Source organism: Nocardia salmonicida NBRC 13393 (genome assembly GCF_001613085.1).
In the GTDB taxonomy this organism is placed as follows: domain Bacteria; phylum Actinomycetota; class Actinomycetes; order Mycobacteriales; family Mycobacteriaceae; genus Nocardia; species Nocardia salmonicida.
Genome location: NZ_BDBR01000016.1, coordinates 172,093 through 191,739 on the forward strand (window position 1 = coordinate 172,093; position 19,647 = coordinate 191,739).

General features: G+C 67.7%; 21 protein-coding genes. 12 read left to right on the forward strand and 9 right to left on the reverse strand.

Annotated features, from left to right (window positions below; all coding sequences use genetic code 11):
* A complete protein-coding gene (locus NS1_RS18730) occupies window positions 1–735 on the reverse strand; it encodes an LmeA family phospholipid-binding protein (RefSeq protein ID WP_062986359.1) in 735 nt (244 codons plus the stop codon).
* A gap of 105 nt (window positions 736–840) precedes the next feature.
* Here NS1_RS18730 and NS1_RS18735 point away from each other — a divergent pair, with 105 nt between their 5' ends.
* Window positions 841–1,449, forward strand: coding sequence for a type IV toxin-antitoxin system AbiEi family antitoxin (locus NS1_RS18735; protein WP_056814556.1), 609 nt, complete (start codon window positions 841–843; stop codon window positions 1,447–1,449).
* Here NS1_RS18735 and NS1_RS18740 read toward each other — a convergent pair.
* From NS1_RS18740 to NS1_RS18750, 3 genes are all read right to left on the reverse strand, one after another.
* Complete coding sequence (locus tag NS1_RS18740; protein ID WP_062986361.1) at window positions 1,435–2,232, reverse strand: hypothetical protein; 798 nt, start codon at window positions 2,230–2,232, stop codon at window positions 1,435–1,437. The two genes, NS1_RS18735 and NS1_RS18740, sit on opposite strands and share 15 nt — an antisense overlap.
* 7 nt (window positions 2,233–2,239) lie before the next feature.
* Complete coding sequence (locus NS1_RS18745; RefSeq protein ID WP_056814549.1) at window positions 2,240–2,767, reverse strand: DUF2505 domain-containing protein; 528 nt, start codon at window positions 2,765–2,767, stop codon at window positions 2,240–2,242.
* 64 nt (window positions 2,768–2,831) lie between these two features.
* Entirely contained in the window at window positions 2,832–3,968 is a 1,137-nt protein-coding gene (locus NS1_RS18750; protein ID WP_084503819.1) for a UDP-N-acetylmuramate dehydrogenase, read from the reverse strand.
* On the opposite strand from NS1_RS18750, the gene NS1_RS18755 reads away from it, so the two are divergent.
* A complete protein-coding gene (locus NS1_RS18755; protein ID WP_062986363.1) occupies window positions 3,967–4,455 on the forward strand; it encodes a DUF2505 domain-containing protein in 489 nt (162 codons plus the stop codon). The two genes, NS1_RS18750 and NS1_RS18755, sit on opposite strands and share 2 nt — an antisense overlap.
* Window positions 4,456–4,629: 174 nt before the next feature.
* Window positions 4,630–5,763: a L,D-transpeptidase gene (locus NS1_RS18760; RefSeq protein ID WP_062986365.1), complete on the forward strand. Its 1,134-nt coding sequence runs from the start codon at window positions 4,630–4,632 to the stop codon at window positions 5,761–5,763.
* Between the two features lie 59 nt (window positions 5,764–5,822).
* Here NS1_RS18760 and NS1_RS18765 read toward each other — a convergent pair whose 3' ends face one another.
* Window positions 5,823–7,265, reverse strand: a complete 1,443-nt coding sequence (locus NS1_RS18765; RefSeq protein WP_084503820.1) for a DHA2 family efflux MFS transporter permease subunit — start codon at window positions 7,263–7,265, stop codon at window positions 5,823–5,825.
* On the reverse strand, window positions 7,262–7,864 hold the full coding sequence (locus tag NS1_RS18770) for an NADPH-dependent FMN reductase (protein WP_062986367.1): 603 nt from the start codon (window positions 7,862–7,864) through the stop codon (window positions 7,262–7,264). The genes NS1_RS18765 and NS1_RS18770 overlap by 4 nt, the downstream gene beginning before the upstream one ends.
* A 170-nt stretch (window positions 7,865–8,034) precedes the next feature.
* On the opposite strand from NS1_RS18770, the gene NS1_RS18775 reads away from it, so the two are divergent.
* Window positions 8,035–9,393, forward strand: a complete 1,359-nt coding sequence (locus NS1_RS18775) for an MFS transporter (RefSeq protein WP_062986369.1) — start codon at window positions 8,035–8,037, stop codon at window positions 9,391–9,393.
* 5 nt (window positions 9,394–9,398) lie between these two features.
* On the opposite strand, the gene mscL is transcribed toward NS1_RS18775, so the two are convergent.
* Both mscL and NS1_RS18785 read right to left on the reverse strand, forming a co-directional pair.
* Entirely contained in the window at window positions 9,399–9,860 is a 462-nt protein-coding gene (gene mscL / locus NS1_RS18780; protein ID WP_056814542.1) for a large conductance mechanosensitive channel protein MscL, read from the reverse strand.
* Between the two features lie 279 nt (window positions 9,861–10,139).
* Window positions 10,140–10,874, reverse strand: coding sequence for an SDR family NAD(P)-dependent oxidoreductase (locus tag NS1_RS18785; protein ID WP_062986371.1), 735 nt, complete (start codon window positions 10,872–10,874; stop codon window positions 10,140–10,142).
* 90 nt (window positions 10,875–10,964) lie between these two features.
* On the opposite strand from NS1_RS18785, the gene NS1_RS18790 reads away from it, so the two are divergent.
* From NS1_RS18790 to NS1_RS18810, 5 genes are all read left to right on the forward strand, one after another.
* Window positions 10,965–11,783: an alpha/beta fold hydrolase gene (locus NS1_RS18790; RefSeq protein ID WP_062986376.1), complete on the forward strand. Its 819-nt coding sequence runs from the start codon at window positions 10,965–10,967 to the stop codon at window positions 11,781–11,783.
* 119 nt (window positions 11,784–11,902) lie between these two features.
* The gene (locus tag NS1_RS18795) at window positions 11,903–12,916 is read left to right on the forward strand and encodes an alpha/beta hydrolase (RefSeq protein WP_062986377.1); all 1,014 of its coding nucleotides are present in this window, start codon (window positions 11,903–11,905) and stop codon (window positions 12,914–12,916) included.
* Between the two features lie 390 nt (window positions 12,917–13,306).
* A complete protein-coding gene (locus NS1_RS18800; protein WP_062986378.1) occupies window positions 13,307–14,293 on the forward strand; it encodes an alpha/beta hydrolase in 987 nt (328 codons plus the stop codon).
* A gap of 151 nt (window positions 14,294–14,444) precedes the next feature.
* Window positions 14,445–15,803: a D-inositol-3-phosphate glycosyltransferase gene (gene mshA / locus NS1_RS18805; RefSeq protein WP_174562664.1), complete on the forward strand. Its 1,359-nt coding sequence runs from the start codon at window positions 14,445–14,447 to the stop codon at window positions 15,801–15,803.
* Complete coding sequence (locus NS1_RS18810) at window positions 15,800–16,294, forward strand: type III secretion system chaperone family protein (protein ID WP_062986457.1); 495 nt, start codon at window positions 15,800–15,802, stop codon at window positions 16,292–16,294. The genes mshA and NS1_RS18810 overlap by 4 nt, the downstream gene beginning before the upstream one ends.
* A 51-nt stretch (window positions 16,295–16,345) precedes the next feature.
* Here NS1_RS18810 and NS1_RS18815 read toward each other — a convergent pair whose 3' ends face one another.
* On the reverse strand, window positions 16,346–17,521 hold the full coding sequence (locus NS1_RS18815) for a lipase family protein (RefSeq protein WP_084503821.1): 1,176 nt from the start codon (window positions 17,519–17,521) through the stop codon (window positions 16,346–16,348).
* A 187-nt stretch (window positions 17,522–17,708) separates the two neighbouring features.
* On the opposite strand from NS1_RS18815, the gene NS1_RS18820 reads away from it, so the two are divergent.
* The 3 genes from NS1_RS18820 to NS1_RS18830 all read left to right on the forward strand — a co-directional run bounded on the left by NS1_RS18820 (window position 17,709) and on the right by NS1_RS18830 (window position 19,630).
* The gene (locus NS1_RS18820) at window positions 17,709–18,602 is read left to right on the forward strand and encodes an ROK family protein (RefSeq protein WP_062986460.1); all 894 of its coding nucleotides are present in this window, start codon (window positions 17,709–17,711) and stop codon (window positions 18,600–18,602) included.
* Window positions 18,603–18,688: 86 nt separating this feature from the next.
* Window positions 18,689–18,865 (forward strand): KOW domain-containing RNA-binding protein, encoded by a 177-nt coding sequence (locus tag NS1_RS18825; protein ID WP_228537169.1) that lies wholly within the window; start codon window positions 18,689–18,691, stop codon window positions 18,863–18,865.
* Between the two features lie 27 nt (window positions 18,866–18,892).
* Window positions 18,893–19,630, forward strand: a complete 738-nt coding sequence (locus NS1_RS18830; RefSeq protein ID WP_062986384.1) for a phosphoglyceromutase — start codon at window positions 18,893–18,895, stop codon at window positions 19,628–19,630.
* The last annotated feature ends 17 nt before the right edge of the window (window positions 19,631–19,647 follow it).

A 19,647-nucleotide genomic window follows, 5' to 3' on the forward strand; every position in this document is an offset into this window, starting at 1 on the left:
TCAGCAGGTGAACTCGGACTGCTGGCCGGACGGGGCGCTCTCGAGTGCGGTCTTGCCACCTGAAAGGTGCACGTTCACACCGTCATCGGTGACCTTGACCTCCTGCGCGCGCAGGCCGAGCGGATAGCTCTGCAAGCTCTGGGTGAAGGTCTCGACGATGCCCTGCACGAGGTCGGTGGGCAGGCCGATGCCGAGTAGCTGCGCCGACTTCGTCTCCACGACGATGTTGCCGTCGCGGACCAGCGGCTGCACCTCCAGTTGGGCGAGGCCGCCGAGTACATCGAGAGTCAGCACTCCGGTGCTCGCCGACGAGCTCACGCCGCTGACCATGGTGCCGAGGGTCTCGCGGATGCCGTCGTTGTTCCAGGTCACATCGGCGGTGGAGCTGTCGATGGTGCCGCCGCCTCGGCCGCGGTCGACGAGTTCGATGTCGTTGAATTTCGCGTGCACGACCATTCCGACAGCGGGGCCGAACTGGTTGTCCTCGCTGTCGACGGTGATCGTGCCGACCTTGCCGTCCGCATACGACAGCAGGATCGGGCGCAGGCCGAAGCCCACGTCGATGCTCGAGCCCATCTGCTGCTCGAACGCGCCGCTGATGCAGCTCGAGATCTTGTGCCGGGCATAGGCTTCGGTTCCGGCGATGGCCGCGACGAGTAGAGCTGCGACCACGGCCAACGCGATCACCAGAGAGCGCCGACCGATCCTGGGGCGTGGGGAGTTCTGTGTGGTCATGGCATCGGATTCTTCCCGATCTTTCTGTGTCCGCTCTGAGGACGTGGTGAAAGCCTTCACAGCAAAATGTGACCTGGCACACTGGGCCGGGCGTAACCTGGACCCATGACTGGCGAGGACGCGCGCCGGGTGGCGGGGACAGCGGATCATCGGTGGCGGGTGCTGCGGCGCCTCGCCGGGCGGCACGCGGGCTTCTTCACCACGCGTCAGGTGTTGCGTACCGGCTGCGAATCGCAGGTCAGGGCGGCTTTGGGAGACGGGTCGGTGACCAGGGCCGGGGTCGGGATGATGCGGCTGGGGCAGTGGCGGGTGGGTCCGCTGGACGAGTACGCGATGTGGGCGGCGTGGTTCGACGGCGCGGCGGCGGTGTCGTATCAGAGTGCGGCCGAACTCCATGGGCTCGGCAGGTTGCAACCGCGATTTCTGCATCTGTCGGTGTCGGCGGGTCGCCCGCCCGTGACGCCGCGGCTGGTGCTGACCCGACGCAAGCTCTGCGGGGCGGACGTGGAGTCGGCCGGGCCGTTTCTGGTGACGACGCCGGTGCGGACGGTCCTCGATCTGGCCGAGACCGAGATCTCGCAGTCGGCATTGGACGAGGTGGTGGCCGACGCGGTGGCGATCCACCGGTGCGATACCGACGAGATCTGGTGGGGTGGGCAGCAATTGGCGCCGCGCGCGTCGACGCGGGTGCGGCGGGCGTTAAGCCGGGTGTGACGGGGCGACGACGTCCCAGGGGACCGACAGCACGCAGTCGCGCATTCGCCGGTGATACGGGCGCAGGGGGAAACCGTTGGCGCGCAACATCTGCGCAGCTTCTCGCCAGCGGACGCGGGGGCCGTACGGCGCCATGGCCGCGGATCGCTCCCAGGCCTGGTCGGCCGCGGTGAGCAGGGTGTGGATACGTTCACCGGCAATGTTGCGGTGGATCAACGCTTTCGGCAGGCGCTCGGCGATGTCGGAGGGTCGGTCGACGGTGAAGGGATCCCAGGCCAGCGTCAGGGACAGCGGGCGGTGGCGGTCGAGCAGCACCCAGGCGCAGCGGCGGCCGAGTTCATCGCAGGTGCCGTCGACGAGCAGGCCGTCGGGAGCCAGATTGGACTGGATTCGGGACCACGCGTCGGGGACGGCGTCCTCGGGGTATTGGCGCAGGACGTTGAACGCGCGGACGAGGGTCGGTCGCAGACCGGCCAGTTCGAAGCCGCCACGGGCGAAGCGGACGCCGTCGCGGGGTTCGACGACGCGGGCCGGGTCGATTTCGAGACCGACCACCTCGAGGTCGGGGCGGACGGTGCGCAACCGGGCGGCCAGCTCGAAGGTGGTCCAGGGGGCGGCGCCGTAGCCGAGGTCGACAACCAGGGGCGTGGTGGCCGCACGCAGTGTCGTGCTGACGAGTTCGTCGTTGACGAGCCAGCGGTCGCTGCGGCGTAGGCGGTTGACGCCCGTGGTGCCGCGGGTGATGGTGCCGACCGGCGGAACGGCCTTGCGGCTCGGGGCCACGGGTGGGTCAGACGGTCTTCTCGGCGGATTCTCGATCCAGGTAGCGCAGGGTTTCCTCCTGCTCGGCGCGGAACAGGTCGACGAGATTCACCAGCATCAGCTGCTCCAGGCGCGGGCCGACCATGGGGATGAAGACCTTGGCGGTGGGGGAGAAGCGCATGGTGGCGCCGGTTTCGGTGGGGAAAAGGCGGATGGTGCCGGTGAGGCTGCCGGGGCCTGCGGGGATCGAGGCGGAGAACTTGCCCTCGGTCTCGTCGTGGTCGAAGGGACCCCAGCTTTCCTTGCGAGTGATCACCATGTCCTTGCGCATCACGGTCTGGGCGATCTCGGGGAGCATCTCGCGGGGCAGGGTGTGGTGCAGGACCACGTCGATGCCGTCATCGGAGACGTCGAGGCTGACCACTTCGTTGTTGGGCGCGTACTTGCGCATCTCGGCGACGCGGGCTTCCCAGTAGTCCCTGCTCTGGAGGGCTGCGTACAGCTCTTCGGTGGTGTGCAGGGGGTAGCGAGCGGAGTAGTCCAGTCTGCGTGCCATGGCAGGACACGTTACGTGGTTGGGGTGTGGGCGGCGGGAAGTGGTGGGTTGTCTGTGCTCGGTCCTATAAATCGATGCCGACGGTTACCGGTTCCGGCTCCAACGTCACGCCGAACCTTTCCTGAACGCCCGCGCGGACGGTGCGGGCCAGGGCGACGATGTCGGAGGCGGTCGCGGTGCCGCGATTGGTCAGGGCCAGGGTGTGCTTGGTGGACAGGCGCGCGGCTGCGGCATCACCGGGGAAGCCCTTCGCGAAACCGGCTCGTTCGATGAGCCAGCCCGCCGAGAGCTTGGTGCCGTCGGGTGCGGGATAGGTGGGCACGGTGACGTCGTCGCCGACGTGCGCGGCGATCGCGGCCAGTACCCGCGGCAATCGCTCCTCGGTGACGACCGGGTTGGTGAAGAAGGAACCGGCACTCCAGGTGTCGTGATCGGCCGGGTCCAGGACCATGCCCTTGCCTGCCCGCAGGCGGAGCACTTGCGCGCGCACCTGCTCGACGGGCAGGGTCTCGCCGTCGCCCGCGCCGAGCGCCTTGGCCAGTTCGCCGTAGCGCAACGGCGCGCTCATCCCGCTCGGATCCAGCGCGAACTCGACCGCGAGGACCACGGCGTCGTCGCTGTGCTTGAGCACGCTGGTCCGGTAGCCGAAGCCGAGTTCGGTGGGCTCTACCCAGCGCACGTCCCCGGTCTTGCGATCGAGCAGCCGCACCCGGCGCAACAGCGACGCGACCTCGACGCCGTAGGCGCCCACGTTCTGCACCGGCGTCGCACCGGCCGAACCCGGAATCCCGGACAGGCACTCCAACCCGCCCAGTCCGGCGGCGACGGTCGCCGCGACGACCTCGTCCCAGTTCGCGCCCGCCTCGGCCATTACGCCGTCGGCGCCCAGCTCGACACCGGTCGTGCCGACCCGGACGACCACGCCGTCGAATCCCGCGTCGTCGATGAGCAGGTTCGACCCGCCCGCCACCAGCAGCACCGCGATACCGGCCGCATCCAGGGCCTTCACCGTGGCCACCAGGGCCTCGGTGGTCGCGCATTCGGCCAGCAGCGCGGGCCCGCCGACCCGCAGGGTCGTCAATTCGGACAAACGCACCGAATCGCTGACCTTCGCGCCGGTATCGGCAAGCAGGTCACGCAGCTGATCGGAGGACACCACCCGTGTTGTACGCACGTCCGCAGACGGTACCGTGTCGAGCATGGCTACACCTCTGGCGTTCACTGCCGGCTACACGCATTCCGTCGATGCGGTGCGCGCCGCGTACTCCGACGAGCAGTACTGGAAGGCCCGGATCGCCGAGGTCGGCGGACCCGGTGCCCGGCTCGACGCCTTCGCCGTAGACGGCGACCAGGTCCGCGTCCAGATGGTGCAGTCCATCCCCGCCGACCAGCTCCCGCCCGCCATCACCGCTGTGCGCCCCGGTGACCTGATCATTCCGCGCACCGAGACCTACACCGGCACCGGCGGCATCTTCGAAGCCCGCGTGGACGGCGCCCCCGCGGTGGTCCGCGGCACGGTCACCATGGCCCCCGACGACGGCACCGGCTCCACCACTGCGATCAACGGCACCATCGAGGTGAAGATCCCGCTGTTCGGCGGCAAGATCGAGACGGCCATCTCGGAGCACCTGATCGAACTCCTCGCCAACGAGGCCGCGTTCACCGAGGAATGGCTCAACCGCCAGTAGTGGTTGTGGTGAGACCGCGCTCACGGGGTGCGGGTCGATAGCTCGGCGTACATTCGATGCGTGAGCAAACATTCGGTAACCGGTCTGTTGCGCGCGCGGAAAAACGCGCGTCGTAGTTCGTCGGCGCAACGCCGTGACGTCGGCGTTCGTGGTGGTCGATCGGTGATTGTGGTGATGTTGCTGGCGGTGCTGGTAGTGCTCACCGGGTGCACGATCGACCGGCCGGGCAAGGACACCGAGGCGGCGACGCCGGTCGCGCAGGTGACCATCGCGCCGACGCCGGGGGCCACCGACGTCGATCCGGTCGCGCCCGTTTCGGTGACGGTCGCCCACGGCACGATCGACCAGATCGCTCTCACCAATGCCAGCGGCAAGCAGATCACCGGTCAGCTCAGCCCCGACCGCACCACCTACAAGATCTCCGAACCGCTCGGTTACGGCGCGTCGTACACCTGGGCGGGGACGGCCATCGGGGCCGATGCCGAACCGGTCGAGATCGACGGCACCTTCACCACGATCCGCCCCCAATCGACCATCCCGGCCACGATCAACATCGGCGACGGCCAGGAGGTCGGCATCGGGGCGCCGATCATCCTGAAGTTCGCGGGGCCGGTCATCAACAAGGCGGCCGTGGAGAAGGCGCTCACCGTCACCACCGACCAGGGCACCGAGGGATCCTGGGCCTGGCTGCCCGACGACGACGGCTCGCGGGTGCACTGGCGTCCGAAGAACTACTGGACCCCCGGCACCACCGTGCACGTCGCCGCGAAGCTCTACGGCGTCGACCTCGGCGGCGGCGCCTACGGCGACTCCGATGTCAGCTCCGACTTCACCATCGGGCGCAGCCAGATCGTCATCGCGAACGCCCCGAGCCACCGCATGCAGGTCGTGCGCGACGGCGCCACGGTCTTCGACTTCGCGGTCTCCTACGGCGAAGGCAACGAGCCGCGCAATGTGACCCGCTCGGGCGTGCACGTCGTCACCGAGAAGTACGAGGACTTCATGATGTCGAATCCGCCGTACTACACCAATGTTCGCGAACGATGGGCCGTCCGCATCTCCAACAATGGCGAATTCATCCACGCCAACCCCGAATCCCTCTCGGCCCAGGGTTCGTCGAACGTCACCAACGGCTGCATCAACCTCTCGCCCGGCGATGCTCAGGCCTACTTCCCGACCGCGCTCTACGGCGATCCGGTGGAGGTGACCGGCACCTCGATCGAGTTGTCCCAGGCCGACGGCGACATCTACGACTGGGCCATCGACTGGTCGAGGTGGACGTCGATGTCCGCCTTGCCGGCGGGGTAGATCCGACCCGAACCGTCGTGCCGCGGTGCGGTGTCCACGACACGACGGTTCGGTCTGCGCTAGCGGCGGGGCAGGAGTAGGGCCGGGACGAGCGCCAGCGCGATCATGACGGGCGCGATCAGATAGGTGTGCTGGAACGCGTCGGCCAGAGCGGGGGCGAGTTCGGCCCGCTGATCCGCCGTCATGGCGTGCAGTGCCTGGAGTCCACCCGCCACCGGGAGCAGCGCGCCCAGTGTCACCGAGGCCACCGCCGTGCCGATCGCCATCGACGTGGTGCTGATCATGTTCAGCACCGTCGACCCGGCGGGCTGCTGCTCGCGGCTCAGCGGCCGGGTGGCCGTGGTCATCACCGGCATCATGGTTCCGCCGCCGCCCGCGCCCATCAGCACCATCGTCAGGCACAGCGCCCAGTACGGCGCGTCCGCGTCGAGTTGGACCACGAACAGCACGAACCCGGTGAGCGCCACCGTGATCGACACGGGCAGGTACCGCCCGGGCGGGATCCGATCGATCAATCTGCCCGCCACCTGCATCGTCGCGCCCGACGCCAGGGCGAACGGAATCCCCAAAGCGCCTGCCACCAGCGCTGACTCGTCGCGCACCACCTGGAAGTACAACGGCAGCAGCAACATCGAACCGAAGTAGCCGCCCGCGAACACCGCGAGCAGTACCGCGGAGGTGCCGGTGACCCGGTTGCCGAGCACGCGCAGATCCAGCAGCGGCACCGAGGTGGTCAGCGAACGACGCACGAACGCGGCGATCAGGCCGATCCCCGCCAGCAGCGGCACGAGCACCGCGGGCGTGGCGAACCCGGCACTCTCGCCCGCGGCGGTGACGCCGTAGATGACCAGCGCCAACCCGGGCGACATCAGCAGCAGCCCGCGGATGTCGAGCGCCCGCGGCGGCTCCGGCGTGTCGTCGGGCACCACCCGTACTGCCAGCAGGAGCACCAACGCGCCCAGTGGCAGGTTGATGAAGAACATCCAGCGCCACGACACCTCGTCGATCAGGTAGCCGCCGATCACCGGGCCGAGCAGCGGGCCGACCAGAATGGCCAACCCGAGCGTGCTCATCAACTGCCCCAGCCGCTCGGGTCCGGCCGCGCGCAGCAGAATCGTCATGGCGACCGGCATCAACAGCCCGCCGCTCGCACCCTGGATCAGTCGAAAAGCGATGAGCGACTCGATGTTCCACGACAGTCCGGCCAGCACCGAGCCGACCACGAACGCGCTGATCGCGATCAGATACAGCCGCTTGGCGCCGAATCGGCCGACCAGCCACGCCGAGGTCGGCACAACGGCGCCGAGGGCGAGCGAGTATCCCGTGGCGACCCACTGGATCGTGCTCAGGCCCGCGTGGAATTCCATCGACAACTTGTTGATGGCGACATTCACGATGGTCTGATCGAGCGTCGCCATGATCATGCCGACCACCAGGACCAGGGCGACCCGCATCGGAGTGCGGCTGGTGGTCGGTTCGACGGCGGTGATCACGGCGGTCACTTCCCGTACGGCTGGGCCAGGCGGGCGGCGCGCAGTGCTTCGCCCCACCAGGTCAGCTGATCGAGCATGGTCGCGGCAGCGGCGTCGGCGTCGTTGGGGGCAGTGAGTTCGCCCGCGTCGTCGAATCTGCCCCACGGATTCGGGAAGCAGACCGAGTCGCGGACGGTGACCGCATGGAGTTCGGCGAAGACCGGGCGCAGGTGCTCCACGGCGCGCAGCCCGCCGGAGATGCCGCCGTAGGAGACGAAGCCCACCGGCTTGGCCTGCCATTCGGCGTGGTGGGTGTCGATCAGGTTCTTCAGCGAACCCGGGTAGCTGTGGTTGTACTCAGGTGTCACCACCACGAACGCGTCGGCGCGCGAGAGCTTTTCGGTGGCTTCCGCGACAGAGGGATGGTCGGTGGCGGCGCCGAACGCGTGCGGCAACTCGATGCTCGCGGTGTCGACGACATCGACGGTGACGGCGTCGCGCAGTGCCGCCTGTCGGACGAACCAGTTCGCGATCGTCGGGCCGAAACGCCCCTGCCTGGTACTGCCGATGACGACCGCGAGCCGCAACGGGCTGATATCGGTTCGGACGTGGTCAACCGTGGCGCTCATGACGTTCCTCTTCGTCGGTGACGGCCCTCGGCCGCCGCTGCGCTCTACGGTCCTACCTCAACTGTCCTCGAGGTCAAGCCGAAGAAGATTTCGGTGGTCCGGGAATACTCACGGCGTTAAGCTGCTTATTGCATTCATACGCAGATAAGCAGCCTTGAAGGGCAGGAGCCATGACCACTTCGCTGTTCGCTCACCGCGACTACCGACTGCTGTTCGCCGCCCAGGTCGCGACCCTGTTCGGCACCGGACTCACCACCGTCGCGCTCGGTCTGCTCGCCTACGAACTGGCGGGCGGCAACGCGGCCATCGTGCTCGGTACCGCGTTGACGCTGAAGATGGTCGCCTATGTGACCGTCGCGCCGATCGCGGGCGCCTACGCGGGCCGACTGCCGCGCAGGCAGTTCCTGATGACGCTCAACGGAATTCGTGGCGCGATCGTGCTGGCACTGCCCTTCGTGGACCAGATCTGGCAGATCTACGTGCTCATCACGCTGCTACAGATCGCCTCGGCCGCCTACACGCCCACCTATCAGGCGGTGCTGCCCGACATCCTGCCCGACGAGCGCGACTACACGAAGGCGCTGTCGGTGGCCCAGCTCGCGGCGACGATGGAAACACTGCTCAGCCCGATGCTGGCGGCGCTGGCGCTGAGTCTGATCAGCTTCCACTGGTTGTTCGTCGGCACCGGTCTCGGCTTCGCGGTGTCGGTCGCGCTGGTGCTGGCCGCGCGTATCCCGAACGCGGTGGTCGGCGAGGGTGCGATCGCCGAACGCCTCGCCTCCGGGCTGCGGCTGTTCGCGGCGACTCCACGACTGCGTGGGCTACTCGGGTTGAACCTGGTGGTCGCCGCCGCGGGCTCGGTGGTGATGGTCAACACCGTGAACTACGCCCGGGACGTGCTGGGCGGCACTCAGTCCGGCGTCGCGCTGTTGCTGGCGGCGAACGGCCTCGGCACCATGGTCATCGCCCTCGCCCTGCCCCGGATCCTGGACCGCCGCGGCGAGCGTCCGGTCATGCTCACGGGCGCCGCTGTTCTGCTCGTCGGCCTCGCCGCCGCGCTCGCGCTGTCGATCCTGCCGATCGGCGAGTGGCACTGGTCGGCCGCCCTCGCCACCTGGGCCACCATCGGCGCGGGCACCGCGCTGATCCTCACCCCCACCGGCCGTGTCCTGCGTCGTTCCGCTCGCGCGCAGGACCGCCCCGCCCTGTTCGCGGCCCAGTTCTCCCTGTCCCACCTCGCCTGGCTGATCACCTACCCGATCACCGGCTGGCTGGCCACCACCGCGGGTTTCACCGCCACCTGGGCGACCCTGGCGGTCATCGCCGGCCTCGGCGCCACCGCGGCGATCCGGCTGTGGCCACGCCATGATCCGGCCGAGATCACGCATGTCCACGAACTCGGCTCGGTCGACCCGGCGATCCTGGCCGACGCGATCCAGATCGGGCCACGGCACTTCCAGCACACCCACGCCTACGTGATCGACCCCAACCACCCGCGCTGGCCGAGCAGGACTCCGGCCTATGTCTGAACCGGCTACGCCTCGACGGACTCGCTGGCGCGATCCTTGCTCAGCGCGACGGTCTCGTCGGTGGTCAGCCCCTGCTGCTTGGCCAGCAGATCGCGGATCTCGATGAGCAGTTCGGTCTCGGTGGGCTCGGCGTCTTTGGTGGTGCCGAACTTGTTCTTCAGCGACTTCATCGGCAGCATCAGCACGAAGTAGAGAACCGCGGCGACCATGAAGAAGTCGATGAACGCGGTGATGATCGGGCCGAACGCGATGAAGGTCGCCGGCTTGTCGGCGATCAGCTGAACGCCGAGGCCCAGTTCATTGGTCGAACCGAACACCGCGAGCAGCGGATTGATGAGCCCCTTGCTGAACGAGGTGACCACCGCGGTGAACGCGGTACCCATCACGACCGCGACCGCGAGGTCGATGACGTTCCCGCGCATCAGGAAATCTTTGAACCCACCGAAAACGGACTTGATACCGAGCATCGAACATCTACTCCTCAGACTGGCTATCGACAAACGGCCATGTTAAAGATCAGTCGCTCGGCATGGCGAATTCGTAGCAACGCCCGAGCGATCCGCTCCCAGTATCAATTCCAGCCGCCCGCCCCGCTACTCGAACGACCACCGATCCTGGATTCGCCTACCCCGCCCTGGAATTCAGGTACCCGATGGGATGCCGTGCGAAGCAGATCGACCGAAGGGCTCGACGCCCAGGAGTGTCGAGCCTCACGTTTACCGGGCGAGGAGCGGGTCGAGCAGTCCTCAGGAGCGGCGGGCGAAGGAGCCGGGGCCTGCCTGGTCGCGGGGTTTGACGACGATGGTGTCGAGGTTGACGTGGGGCGGGCGGGTGGCCACGAAGCCGACGATTTCGGCGATGTCCTCGGCGTAGAGGGGGTCGATGCCCTCGTAGACCTTGGCGGCGCGGTCGGCGTCGCCGTCGAAGCGGACCAGCGAGAACTCGGTTTCCACGGCTCCGGGGGCGATCTCGGTGAGGCGGACCGGTTGGCCGAGGAGTTCGCCGCGCAGGGTGCGGTGGGCAACGGCCTGGGCGTGCTTGGCGGAGGTGTAGCCGGAGCCGTTGTCGTAGGTCTGCAGGGCGGCGATGGAGGTGATGGTGACAATCAGGCCGTCGCCGGAGGCGATCAGTTTCGGCAGCAGGGCCTTGGTCACGCGCAGGGTGCCGACGACGTTGGTCTCCCACATCCAGCGCCAGTCGTCGAGGTCGGCGTCGAGGACGGTGGCCAAGCCTTTCGCGCCGCCCGCGTTGTTGACCAGCACGTCGACGTGGTCGATCGCGTCGGTGAACGCGCGCACCGATTCCTCGGAGGTGACGTCGAGTTCGAGCGCGGTGCCGCCGATCTCGGCGGCGAGGCTTTGCACCCGGTCGAACCGACGGGCGCCCACATAGACGTGATAGCCCTGTTCGGCCAGTTCTCGGGCGGTGGCTTCACCGATTCCCGAGCTGGCTCCGGTGACGACAGCGGTGCGAATGCTCATGGTGGTCGATCTTATTCGCCCCGGATTTGCGGGCGCCATGGCTCCGATCACGGTGAGGTCAGACGCAGCACTGCCGATTAACCTGTCGGTATGGCTATTCGCGACGCTGTCAGTGCCGATGGAACGAGGATCGTCTACCAGGTGAGCGGTACCGGTAGACCGCTGGTGCTGTTGCACGGGTGGGCGGGGAATCTGCGCTGCTGGGGTGCTGCCACGGCTGATCTGGCCGAGCGATACCGGGTGATCGCGGTCGACCTGCGCGGGCACGGGTACTCCGACGATCCCGGCGCGGGTTATGACGATCCGAAGGCGTGGGCCGGCGATGTGGCCGCGGTGCTGGCCGCCGAGGGCATCGACTCCGGCGCGGTGCTGCTCGGCTGGTCCTACGGTGGGATCGTCGCCACCGACTACCTCGCCACATACGGCACCTCGGCTGTCGCGGGTGTCGTCTACTGCGGTGCGCCCGCCCATATCGGTCGCGATGTGCCCGGTGCGGCTCCCGGGCCCTCGATGGAGAAGGCGATTCCAGGGGTGTTCGACGAGGCCGCCGGGCGCGCGGTGCGCGCGTTCTCGGTATTCGGCAATGCCAATACCGGGCCGGGCGCGGACAAGGGCGTCGACGCGCAGCGGTTGTTCGGCGGCAGTCTCGCGACCCCGCCTTCGGTACGCAAGGCGCTGTTCTACCGCACGATCGACAACACCGAAACGCTGCGCGCCCTGGATGTTCCGGTGCTCGTGCTGCACGGCACCGACGACCCGGTGGTCCCGGCGGCCAACGGTCAGTACATCCTCGACAATGCCCCTGACGCCCGCGGTTCCTTCTGGGAAGGGGCCCAGCACGGGCTCTTCATCGAGGACCGCCCGCGCTTCTTTGCCGAGGTCAGCGCGTTTATCGACGCGCTGAAGTGAATGCGACGCACCCCACCGGCTCTGAATCGGAAATGTTTCAGAAACATGTCCGAGGCAGGTGAGGGCGACTTACTCTGAGCTCGACGGCCTTGTCCCGCGGCCGGGCATGGAGGTGGCGCATGAGCGTCTTGACGCGTTGTGTGCTGGTTCTCGCGGCGGCCTTGACGTGCGCTGCTCCGGTGGCCGGAGCGAGCCCGCCTTCCGACGCCACGCGGCTGATCTCCGTCGCGCCCGGTCCCGGCCGGGTCGTCGAGCTGGTGGTGCACTCCGCCGCCATGGCGAAGTCGGTGACCGTGGCGGTGTTGCCCGCGCCCGATGGCACGGCGAAGGCGCCGGTGCTGTATCTGCTCAACGGCGTCGACGGTGGCGTCGGTCCCACCGGTGAATGGCGCGACGGCGGCAACTGGCTCACCCGCACCGACGCCGATGCCTTCTTCGCCGACAAGCAGGTCACCGTCGTGATGCCGATCGGCGGCGCGGGCAGCTACTACGCCGACTGGCGGGCCGACGATCCCGTCCTCGGTCGTCAGCGCTGGACCACCTTCCTCACCCGCGAATTGCCCCGCGTCATCGACGCCGAGTTCCAGGGCGACGGTGTCAATGCCGTCGCGGGGGTGTCGATGGCGGGCACCGCGGCCTTCCAGCTGGCGCTCGCGGCACCCCAGCTCTACAAGGCCGTCGGCTCCTACAGTGGCTGCGTCTCCACCAGTGGTCCACAGGGCCACGCCATCGTCAATACCGTTGTCTCCGGTCAGAACGGCGACCCTGTGAACATGTGGGGACAACCCGGCGACCCCCTCTGGGCTGCCAACGATCCCTTTCTGCACGCCGAGCGCCTGCGCGGCCTCGCCATCTACGTCTCCTCCGGGACCGGTCTTCCCGGTGGGCTCGACACCGTCGACGGACCTGGGCTACACGGTGATTCGATGAAGCTGGTGGACCAGCTGATCGTCGGCGGCGCCCTCGACGCGGTCACCGGCCTGTGCACACAACAGCTCGCCACCCGCTTCCACGACCTGGCCATCCCCGCCACAATCGACTTGCGCCCCAACGGAACTCACTCCTGGGGCTATTGGCGCGACGACCTCCGTCACTCCTGGCCGCTGTTCGCCGCGGCCCTGCGGGTCGGCTGAACCTGCCGTCTGCTCGCAGGCCGCGTCAGCCCGCTGGTTCGGCGCTGATCATGAGGTGCGAATAACTTTGCATGCTTGTTGTGTCATATTTCGCAATTCGCGGAATAGGTCGAACGGGTCCGACCGGTCTATTTCCGCCGATGAAATCGGGCAACGGTGTGCGAGGATGAGGCATAACAGCGCAGGTAGGGTCGGTGATGTGATTGGTCTGCGGTGCCTATGTGATCGGCCCGTGATTGTTCTGGGTAACCAAGGAGAATGAACGTACAGATTTCGGGTAAATCTTCTAGGAATCGTCACAGACTTCCGCTGAGATCGTGTGTAGCGTTCTGGAATGTCGTTGGATCGTATGTGGAGAAGAGGATTCGGCGTCGAGAACGGAGTTCGATGATGTTCGGTCGAGCAGTGGGCGCACGGGTTGTAGTGGCCGTGTCGGTCGTGTTGGCCGGTTTTGTGGTCGGGGCGCCCGCGGGCGCGGAGCCGACAGCGCGGATCGAGGATCAGCGGGTCGAGCCGGATCGCACCATCGATGTGGGCGTGTACTCGCCGGCGATGGACATCGTCACCAGGGTGCGGGTGTTGCGGGCCGCGGATCCGAATGCGCCCGCGCCGACGCTGTATCTGCTCAACGGAGTCGGCGGGGGCAGCGACGGCAACTGGCTGGATCGAACCGATGTCGTCGAGTTCTTCAAGGACAAACAGGTCAATGTGGTGATCCCGTTCGGCGGTGCCGGTAGCTATTTCGCGGACTGGAAAACCGACGATCCGGTGCTCGGCAAGCAGCGGTGGACCACGTTCCTCACCAAGGAACTTCCGCCCGTGATCGACAAGGAGTTCGACGGCACCGGCGCCAATGCCATTGCCGGACTGTCGATGGCGGGGACCTCGGTGTTCCAGCTCGCGCTCTCCGAGCCCGGGCTGTACCGGGCGATCGGCTCCTACAGCGGGTGCGTGCGCACGAGTGATCCACGCGGACAAGCGATCGTGCGAACGGTGGTGGGCAGCAGGCTCGGCAACGCGGCCAATATGTGGGGCCCGCCCACCGATCCCGAGTGGTCGGACAACGACCCGTACCTGCACGCGGAATCGTTGCGCGGCACCGACGTCTACATCTCCTCCGGCACCGGCATCCCCGGTCCGTACGACAACATCTTCGCCCAGGGCGACCCGGCGCAGATGACCATGCAGTTGCTGTTCGGCGCCGGGCTCGAGGCCGTCACGAATCTGTGCACCCAGCAGCTGCGCGATCGGCTGCAAACGCTCGGCATCCCCGCCACGGTGGACATGCGCCCCAACGGCACCCACTCGTGGGGCTACTGGGAGCAGGACATGCACAAATCGTGGCCCGTGTTCGAGGCAGCGCTGCACCGGGCGTGACAGCAACCGCGCTGTCCGAAATCCGCTCGCGCTCCGGCGCCGGATCGGGCAGGCTCGACCGCGACAAGTCCGTGAGCTCACTCACGAAGACGCTGTGACAGCCGTCACCGAACCCGGTAGGGGTAACGGTGGCGGCGTCGCGGCGTGCACACTGGAAGGTGTGAGCCAGCGTCATCCCGAACTCTTGCCCCATCGCATCGCGGTGCTATCGGTGCATACCTCGCCGCTGGCGCAGCCCGGCACCGGGGACGCGGGCGGGATGAATGTCTACGTGCTGCAGACCGCGCTCGAGCTGGCCAAACGGGGCACCGAGGTGGAGATCTTCACCCGCGCGACCTCGTCGGAGCTGCCGCCGGTCGCCGAGGCCGGACCCGGCGTGATCGTGCGCAACGTGGTCGCGGGCCCGTTCGAGGGACTCGACAAGCACGAGCTGCCCACCCAGCTGTGTCCGTTCACCGCCGAGGTACTGCGTCAGGAAGCGCGCCACCTGCCCGGCTACTACGACCTCGTGCACTCGCACTACTGGCTCTCCGGCCAGGTCGGTTGGCTCGCGCGCGATCGCTGGCGGGTGCCGCTGGTGCACACCGCGCACACCCTCGCCGCGGTGAAGAACGCCGCGCTGGCCGAGGGCGATACCCCCGAGCCCGAAACCAGGGTGATCGGCGAGAAGCAGGTGATCGCCGAGTCCGATCGGCTCGTCGCCAACACCGGTGACGAAGCCCATCAGCTCGTCGACCTCTACGGCGCCTCACCCGACCGCATCGACGTGGTGCCCCCCGGCGCCGACCTGACCCGATACCGCCCCGGCGACAAGCTCGCCGCACGCACCGAACTCGGTCTGCGCACCGACGACCAGATCGTCGCGTTCGTCGGCCGGATCCAGCCGCTCAAGGCCCCCGATGTGCTCGTGCGGGCCGCGGCCGAGCTCCTGAGCCGTGATCCGAGCCGCAGGCTGCGTGTGCTGATCGTGGGCGGGCCGTCCGGTACCGGGCTGGCCAAGCCGCACGCGCTGATCGAACTGGCCGCCGATCTCGGCATCGCCGACCGGGTCACGTTCCTGCCGCCGCAGCCCGCCGACAAGCTCGTGCAGGTGTATCGCGCGGCCGACGTGGTCGCGGTGCCCAGCTACAACGAATCCTTCGGCCTGGTCGCCATCGAGGCACAGGCCAGCGGCACTCCGGTGCTCGCCGCCGATGTCGGCGGTCTCGGCACCGCGGTTCGCAACCACGAATCCGGCCTGCTGGTGCCGGGGCATCGCACGCCCGACTGGGCCGACGCGCTGGCCGCCCTGCTCGACGATCCCGACCGGCTGACCCGTATGGGCGCGACCGCCGTCGAGCACGCGAGCCGGTTCTCCTGGGCGCACACCGCCGACGGGCTGCTCGACAGCTACGCTGCCGCGATGGCCGGATTCCGCGCCGAACGCGGACCGATCGCCCTGCACGCGGGCGAGACAGGTCAGGCCAGATCGCGGGCGCTGTGGCGGCGCCGGACGGGAGCACGCAGGTGAGCGCCGTTTCACAGATCATCGACGACACGCTGCGCGATCGCGAGATCGAATACACCCGCCACGGTGACGACACGTTCATCGTCGTGCTGCCGGGTGAGCGCAAGCTGAAGACCACGGTGATGCTGACCGTCGGCAAGCACGGGGTTCGCATCGAATGCTTCGTCTGCCGCAAGTCCGACGAGAACTTCGAAGGCGTCTACAAATACCTGCTGCGGCGCAACCGCCGCCTCTACGGGGTGGCCTACACCCTCGACAATGTCGGCGACATCTACCTGGTCGGCCGCATGTCCGCCGAGTCGGTCACCGCCGACGAACTCGACCGCGTCTTCGGCCAGATCCTCGAAGCCGTCGACAACGACTTCAACATGCTGCTCGAGCTCGGTTTCGCCGAATCCATTCGCAAGGAATGGAAGTGGCGCGTCTCGCGGGGTGAGTCGCTGAAGAATCTGCGCGCCTTCGAGCACATCATCGACGACGCCGACAAGGTCTGAAAACAAAACGATGCCGGACAGGAGAGTTCCTGTCCGGCATCGTTTCTCAGCTCAGCAGTTGGTCGGGACCGGTTCGTTGCGGAAACGGGCCTCGACGTAGTTCCAAGCATCGGGGAAGCCCGCCGCGGCAGCGGTCAGGTGCTCGGAGATCTCGACGGTGGTGAACTGCACCTGCGCACCCGCGCCACACCAGTGGGCGACGGACTCGGCGACCGGACCGTACGGGGTCAGGGTGTCGTACTTGCCCTGCCAGATGTAGGTGGGTGCGGTCGGCACGCCCTCGAAGTGCACGAGGCTGTTCTCGCGCAGCACGCCACGGGCCACCTGGCTGCCCAACAGCTCCTTGGACGCCGCCATCTGGTCGGCGTTGCGCAGGGCGCCGTGGAACAGCAGGAAGCGACGGCACGCGTCCTTGGTGAATTCCCGGAACCACAGGCCGTTTTCATTGAGCTGGTCCGACACCGGCACCCGATCGGGGTACTCGCGCTCAATGCCCATCGCGGCAGCGAAGGCGAGGCCGAAGCCGGGGTGCGGCGCGAAACCCAGTGCGTCGGCCATCAACTCGAGGTCGGCGGGGATGCCACCGGACACCACGGCCGCGAGCTTGAGCTCCGGCGCGTAGGTGGGCTGCAGTGCGCCCGCCCACGCGGTGGCCATGCCGCCACCGGAGTAGCCGGCGATCGCGACCGGCGAGGAACCCACACCCAGCTCGGCGACCTTCTGCACGGCCCGCACGCTGTCGAGGGTGACCATGCCGCTGAGCTTGGCCGCACCGTAGGCCACCGTCGGGCCGAGGTAGTCGGGCACCGAGATCGCCCAGCCGCGCGCCAACGGCAGCATGGCGCCGGGCGCGTCCTGCAGTTCGCCGTTGAACAGCGACTGCGAGGGGTTGCAGCGGGTGCCGATGGAGTTGATCAGCGCCTGGTAGGACACCAGCGGCGGGTTCTTCACGCCGACCGGCAGCAACACCGTGGTGATGCCCATGATCGCGTTGCCCGCCGAGTTGGTGGACCGGAAGGCCACCTGGTGTCCTTCGGTGCCCGGGTACATCCAGGTGTCGATGTGGCGGGTCCGCACGACATCGCCGGGTGCCAGCGCGCTGATGTCAGCCGGTGCGGTGAAGAACGGATCCGGATCCGGCGTCGGATAGAGCGGGTTCGCACCCGCAGGTGCGGCGAACAAGCCCACTGAGAGCAGACTCAACACCAATACAGCGATTTTCGACACAGCTTTCCTTCATCAACAGTAGTGCTGCCCAACGAAACGACCCGACCCGTGCAGAAGTATCTAACGAAAACCGGTGATCTGTACCGACCAGTAGTCAAAGTGTCGCGTGCCACACCTTGTGACGCTTCACATCAGCGATGGCCGTAACCGGCGCCGGTCAGGCCCGATGCGGTAGATAGGAGTGGTGATGGCGGTGCTTGCGCTCGATATCGGGGCGACGAAATTCGCCGCGGGAGTTGTGGACCCGCACTACGGGCTGCACAGGGTGCGCCGGGCGGCCGCTGCCTCGGACGACCCGTGGGCGACCTGTCGGCAGCTTCTGGTCGCTGTGGCAGGTGACAACGAGGTGAGCGCGGTCGGGATCGGTTCGGCCGGACCGGTCGACGTGCCCGCCGGGGTGATCCGGCCGTTGAACCTCGCGGCGTGGCGGGACGGGTTCGCGATCGTCGAACAGGTGCGGGCGCTGTTCCCGAATGCGGTGGTGCGGTTGGCGATCGACGGCGCGTGTCTGGTGCTGGCCGAGCATCGAGTCGGTGGGTTGCGTGGGGTGGACAACGGGTTGGCCCTGACGGTGTCGTCGGGGGTCGGTGGGGGGATCATCGCCGACGGGCGAGTCGTGGTGGGGCGCACGGGCAATGCCGGTCACCTCGGGCACATCGTGGTGCCCGGCGACGACACCGCTTGTCCCTGTGGGGGAGTCGGGTGCGTGGAGGCGGTGGCGAGCGGGATGTCGTCGGTGCGGTGGGCACGTGCGCGTGGCTGGGTGGGCGGCAGCGGCGTCGAGCTCGCCGAGAACGCGCGTGGTGGTGAGCCGATCGCGCTTGCCGCCCTGGCTCGAGCGGGAACCGCCCTGGGGCAGGCGATCTCGTCGGCGGCCGCGCTGCTGGATGTGGATCGGGTGGTGATCAGCGGTGGGTTCGCGCATTCGGGGGAGCCGCTGTGGGGACCGTTGCGGGCTGCCGTTGCCAGGCATTCGCGGCTCGAGTTCATCGAGGAACTGTCGGTGGAACTGTCGACGCTGAGCGAGGGGGCCACGCTCGTCGGTGCGGGGGTGCTCGCGGTCGAAGCAGCCGAGAGCTGAGGCGGTGTGAGGACTCTTCGGTCCGACCGGCGATGCGCTCGGCGCGTTCGTTATGCCTGGTCGTCGGCGCGCGTAGCCTCGATGAGGTGGCTGCCGACTACGTGCCGGGCGATGTCGTCCATATTCCGGAGGGTCCGTTCCAAGGGGTGTGCGCCGTAGTGCGCGAAGTCGACTCGGTGGCGTCGCGATTACAGGTCGACGCGCTGGTCAAAGGCGGACCCTACGAGCTGAGCATCGGCTTCGACGAGGTGGAGTGGGCCTGACATCGTCGAAATGTCAGAATGACCCCTATGACCTACACCCTCGTGCTGCTGCGCCACGGCGAGAGCGAATGGAACGCCCTCAACCTGTTCACCGGCTGGGTGGACGTGCAACTCACCGACAAGGGCATCGCCGAGGGTAAACGGGCCGGAGAGCTGCTCAAAGAGGCAGGCATCCTGCCCGACATCGTCTACACCTCGCTGCTGCGCCGCGCGATCAGCACCGCCGACAACGCCCTCGGCACCGCCGACCGGCTGTGGATCCCGGTCGTGCGCGACTGGCGCCTCAACGAGCGCCACTACGGCGACCTGCAGGGCAAGAACAAGGAGCAGGTCCGCGAGCAGTACGGCCAGGAGCAGTTCATGCTGTGGCGTCGCAGCTACGACACCCCGCCGCCGCCGATCCAGCCCGACAACCCGTACAGCCAGGAAGGCGACCCGCGCTACGCGGGCATCGAGGTCCCGAAGACCGAGTGCCTGCTCGACGTCGTCAAGCGGATGGTCCCGTACTGGGAAGACACCATCTCCAAGGAACTGCTGACCGGCAAGACCGTGCTGGTCGCCGCGCACGGTAACTCGCTGCGCGCGCTGGTGAAGCACCTCGACGGCATTTCGGACGAGGACATCTCCGGCCTGAACATCCCCACCGGCATCCCGCTGGTCTACGAGCTGGACGAGAGCATGCGTCCGGTGAAGGCCGCCGAGTACCTGGACCCGGCTGCCGCTGCCGCCGGTGCCGCCGCTGTCGCCAATCAGGGCGGCAAGTAACTCCAACGCCTCGGCCT

Excerpts from the sequence above, each read along its gene's own strand:
- NS1_RS18790 (WP_062986376.1), top strand. The coding sequence starts at position 10,965 with ATGGCTATTCGCGACGCTGTCAGTGCCGATGGAACGAGGATCGTCTAC.
- NS1_RS18750 (WP_084503819.1), bottom strand. The coding sequence starts at position 3,968 with ATGCTCGACACGGTACCGTCTGCGGACGTGCGTACAACACGGGTGGTG.
- NS1_RS18830 (WP_062986384.1), top strand. The coding sequence starts at position 18,893 with ATGACCTACACCCTCGTGCTGCTGCGCCACGGCGAGAGCGAATGGAAC.
- NS1_RS18775 (WP_062986369.1), top strand. The coding sequence starts at position 8,035 with ATGACCACTTCGCTGTTCGCTCACCGCGACTACCGACTGCTGTTCGCC.
- NS1_RS18730 (WP_062986359.1), bottom strand. The coding sequence starts at position 735 with ATGACCACACAGAACTCCCCACGCCCCAGGATCGGTCGGCGCTCTCTG.
- NS1_RS18800 (WP_062986378.1), top strand. The coding sequence starts at position 13,307 with ATGTTCGGTCGAGCAGTGGGCGCACGGGTTGTAGTGGCCGTGTCGGTC.
- NS1_RS18820 (WP_062986460.1), top strand. The coding sequence starts at position 17,709 with ATGGCGGTGCTTGCGCTCGATATCGGGGCGACGAAATTCGCCGCGGGA.
- NS1_RS18795 (WP_062986377.1), top strand. The coding sequence starts at position 11,903 with ATGAGCGTCTTGACGCGTTGTGTGCTGGTTCTCGCGGCGGCCTTGACG.
- NS1_RS18745 (WP_056814549.1), bottom strand. The coding sequence starts at position 2,767 with ATGGCACGCAGACTGGACTACTCCGCTCGCTACCCCCTGCACACCACC.
- mscL (WP_056814542.1), bottom strand. The coding sequence starts at position 9,860 with ATGCTCGGTATCAAGTCCGTTTTCGGTGGGTTCAAAGATTTCCTGATG.
- NS1_RS18770 (WP_062986367.1), bottom strand. The coding sequence starts at position 7,864 with ATGAGCGCCACGGTTGACCACGTCCGAACCGATATCAGCCCGTTGCGG.
- NS1_RS18735 (WP_056814556.1), top strand. The coding sequence starts at position 841 with ATGACTGGCGAGGACGCGCGCCGGGTGGCGGGGACAGCGGATCATCGG.
- NS1_RS18785 (WP_062986371.1), bottom strand. The coding sequence starts at position 10,874 with ATGAGCATTCGCACCGCTGTCGTCACCGGAGCCAGCTCGGGAATCGGT.
- NS1_RS18755 (WP_062986363.1), top strand. The coding sequence starts at position 3,967 with ATGGCTACACCTCTGGCGTTCACTGCCGGCTACACGCATTCCGTCGAT.
- NS1_RS18760 (WP_062986365.1), top strand. The coding sequence starts at position 4,630 with ATGTTGCTGGCGGTGCTGGTAGTGCTCACCGGGTGCACGATCGACCGG.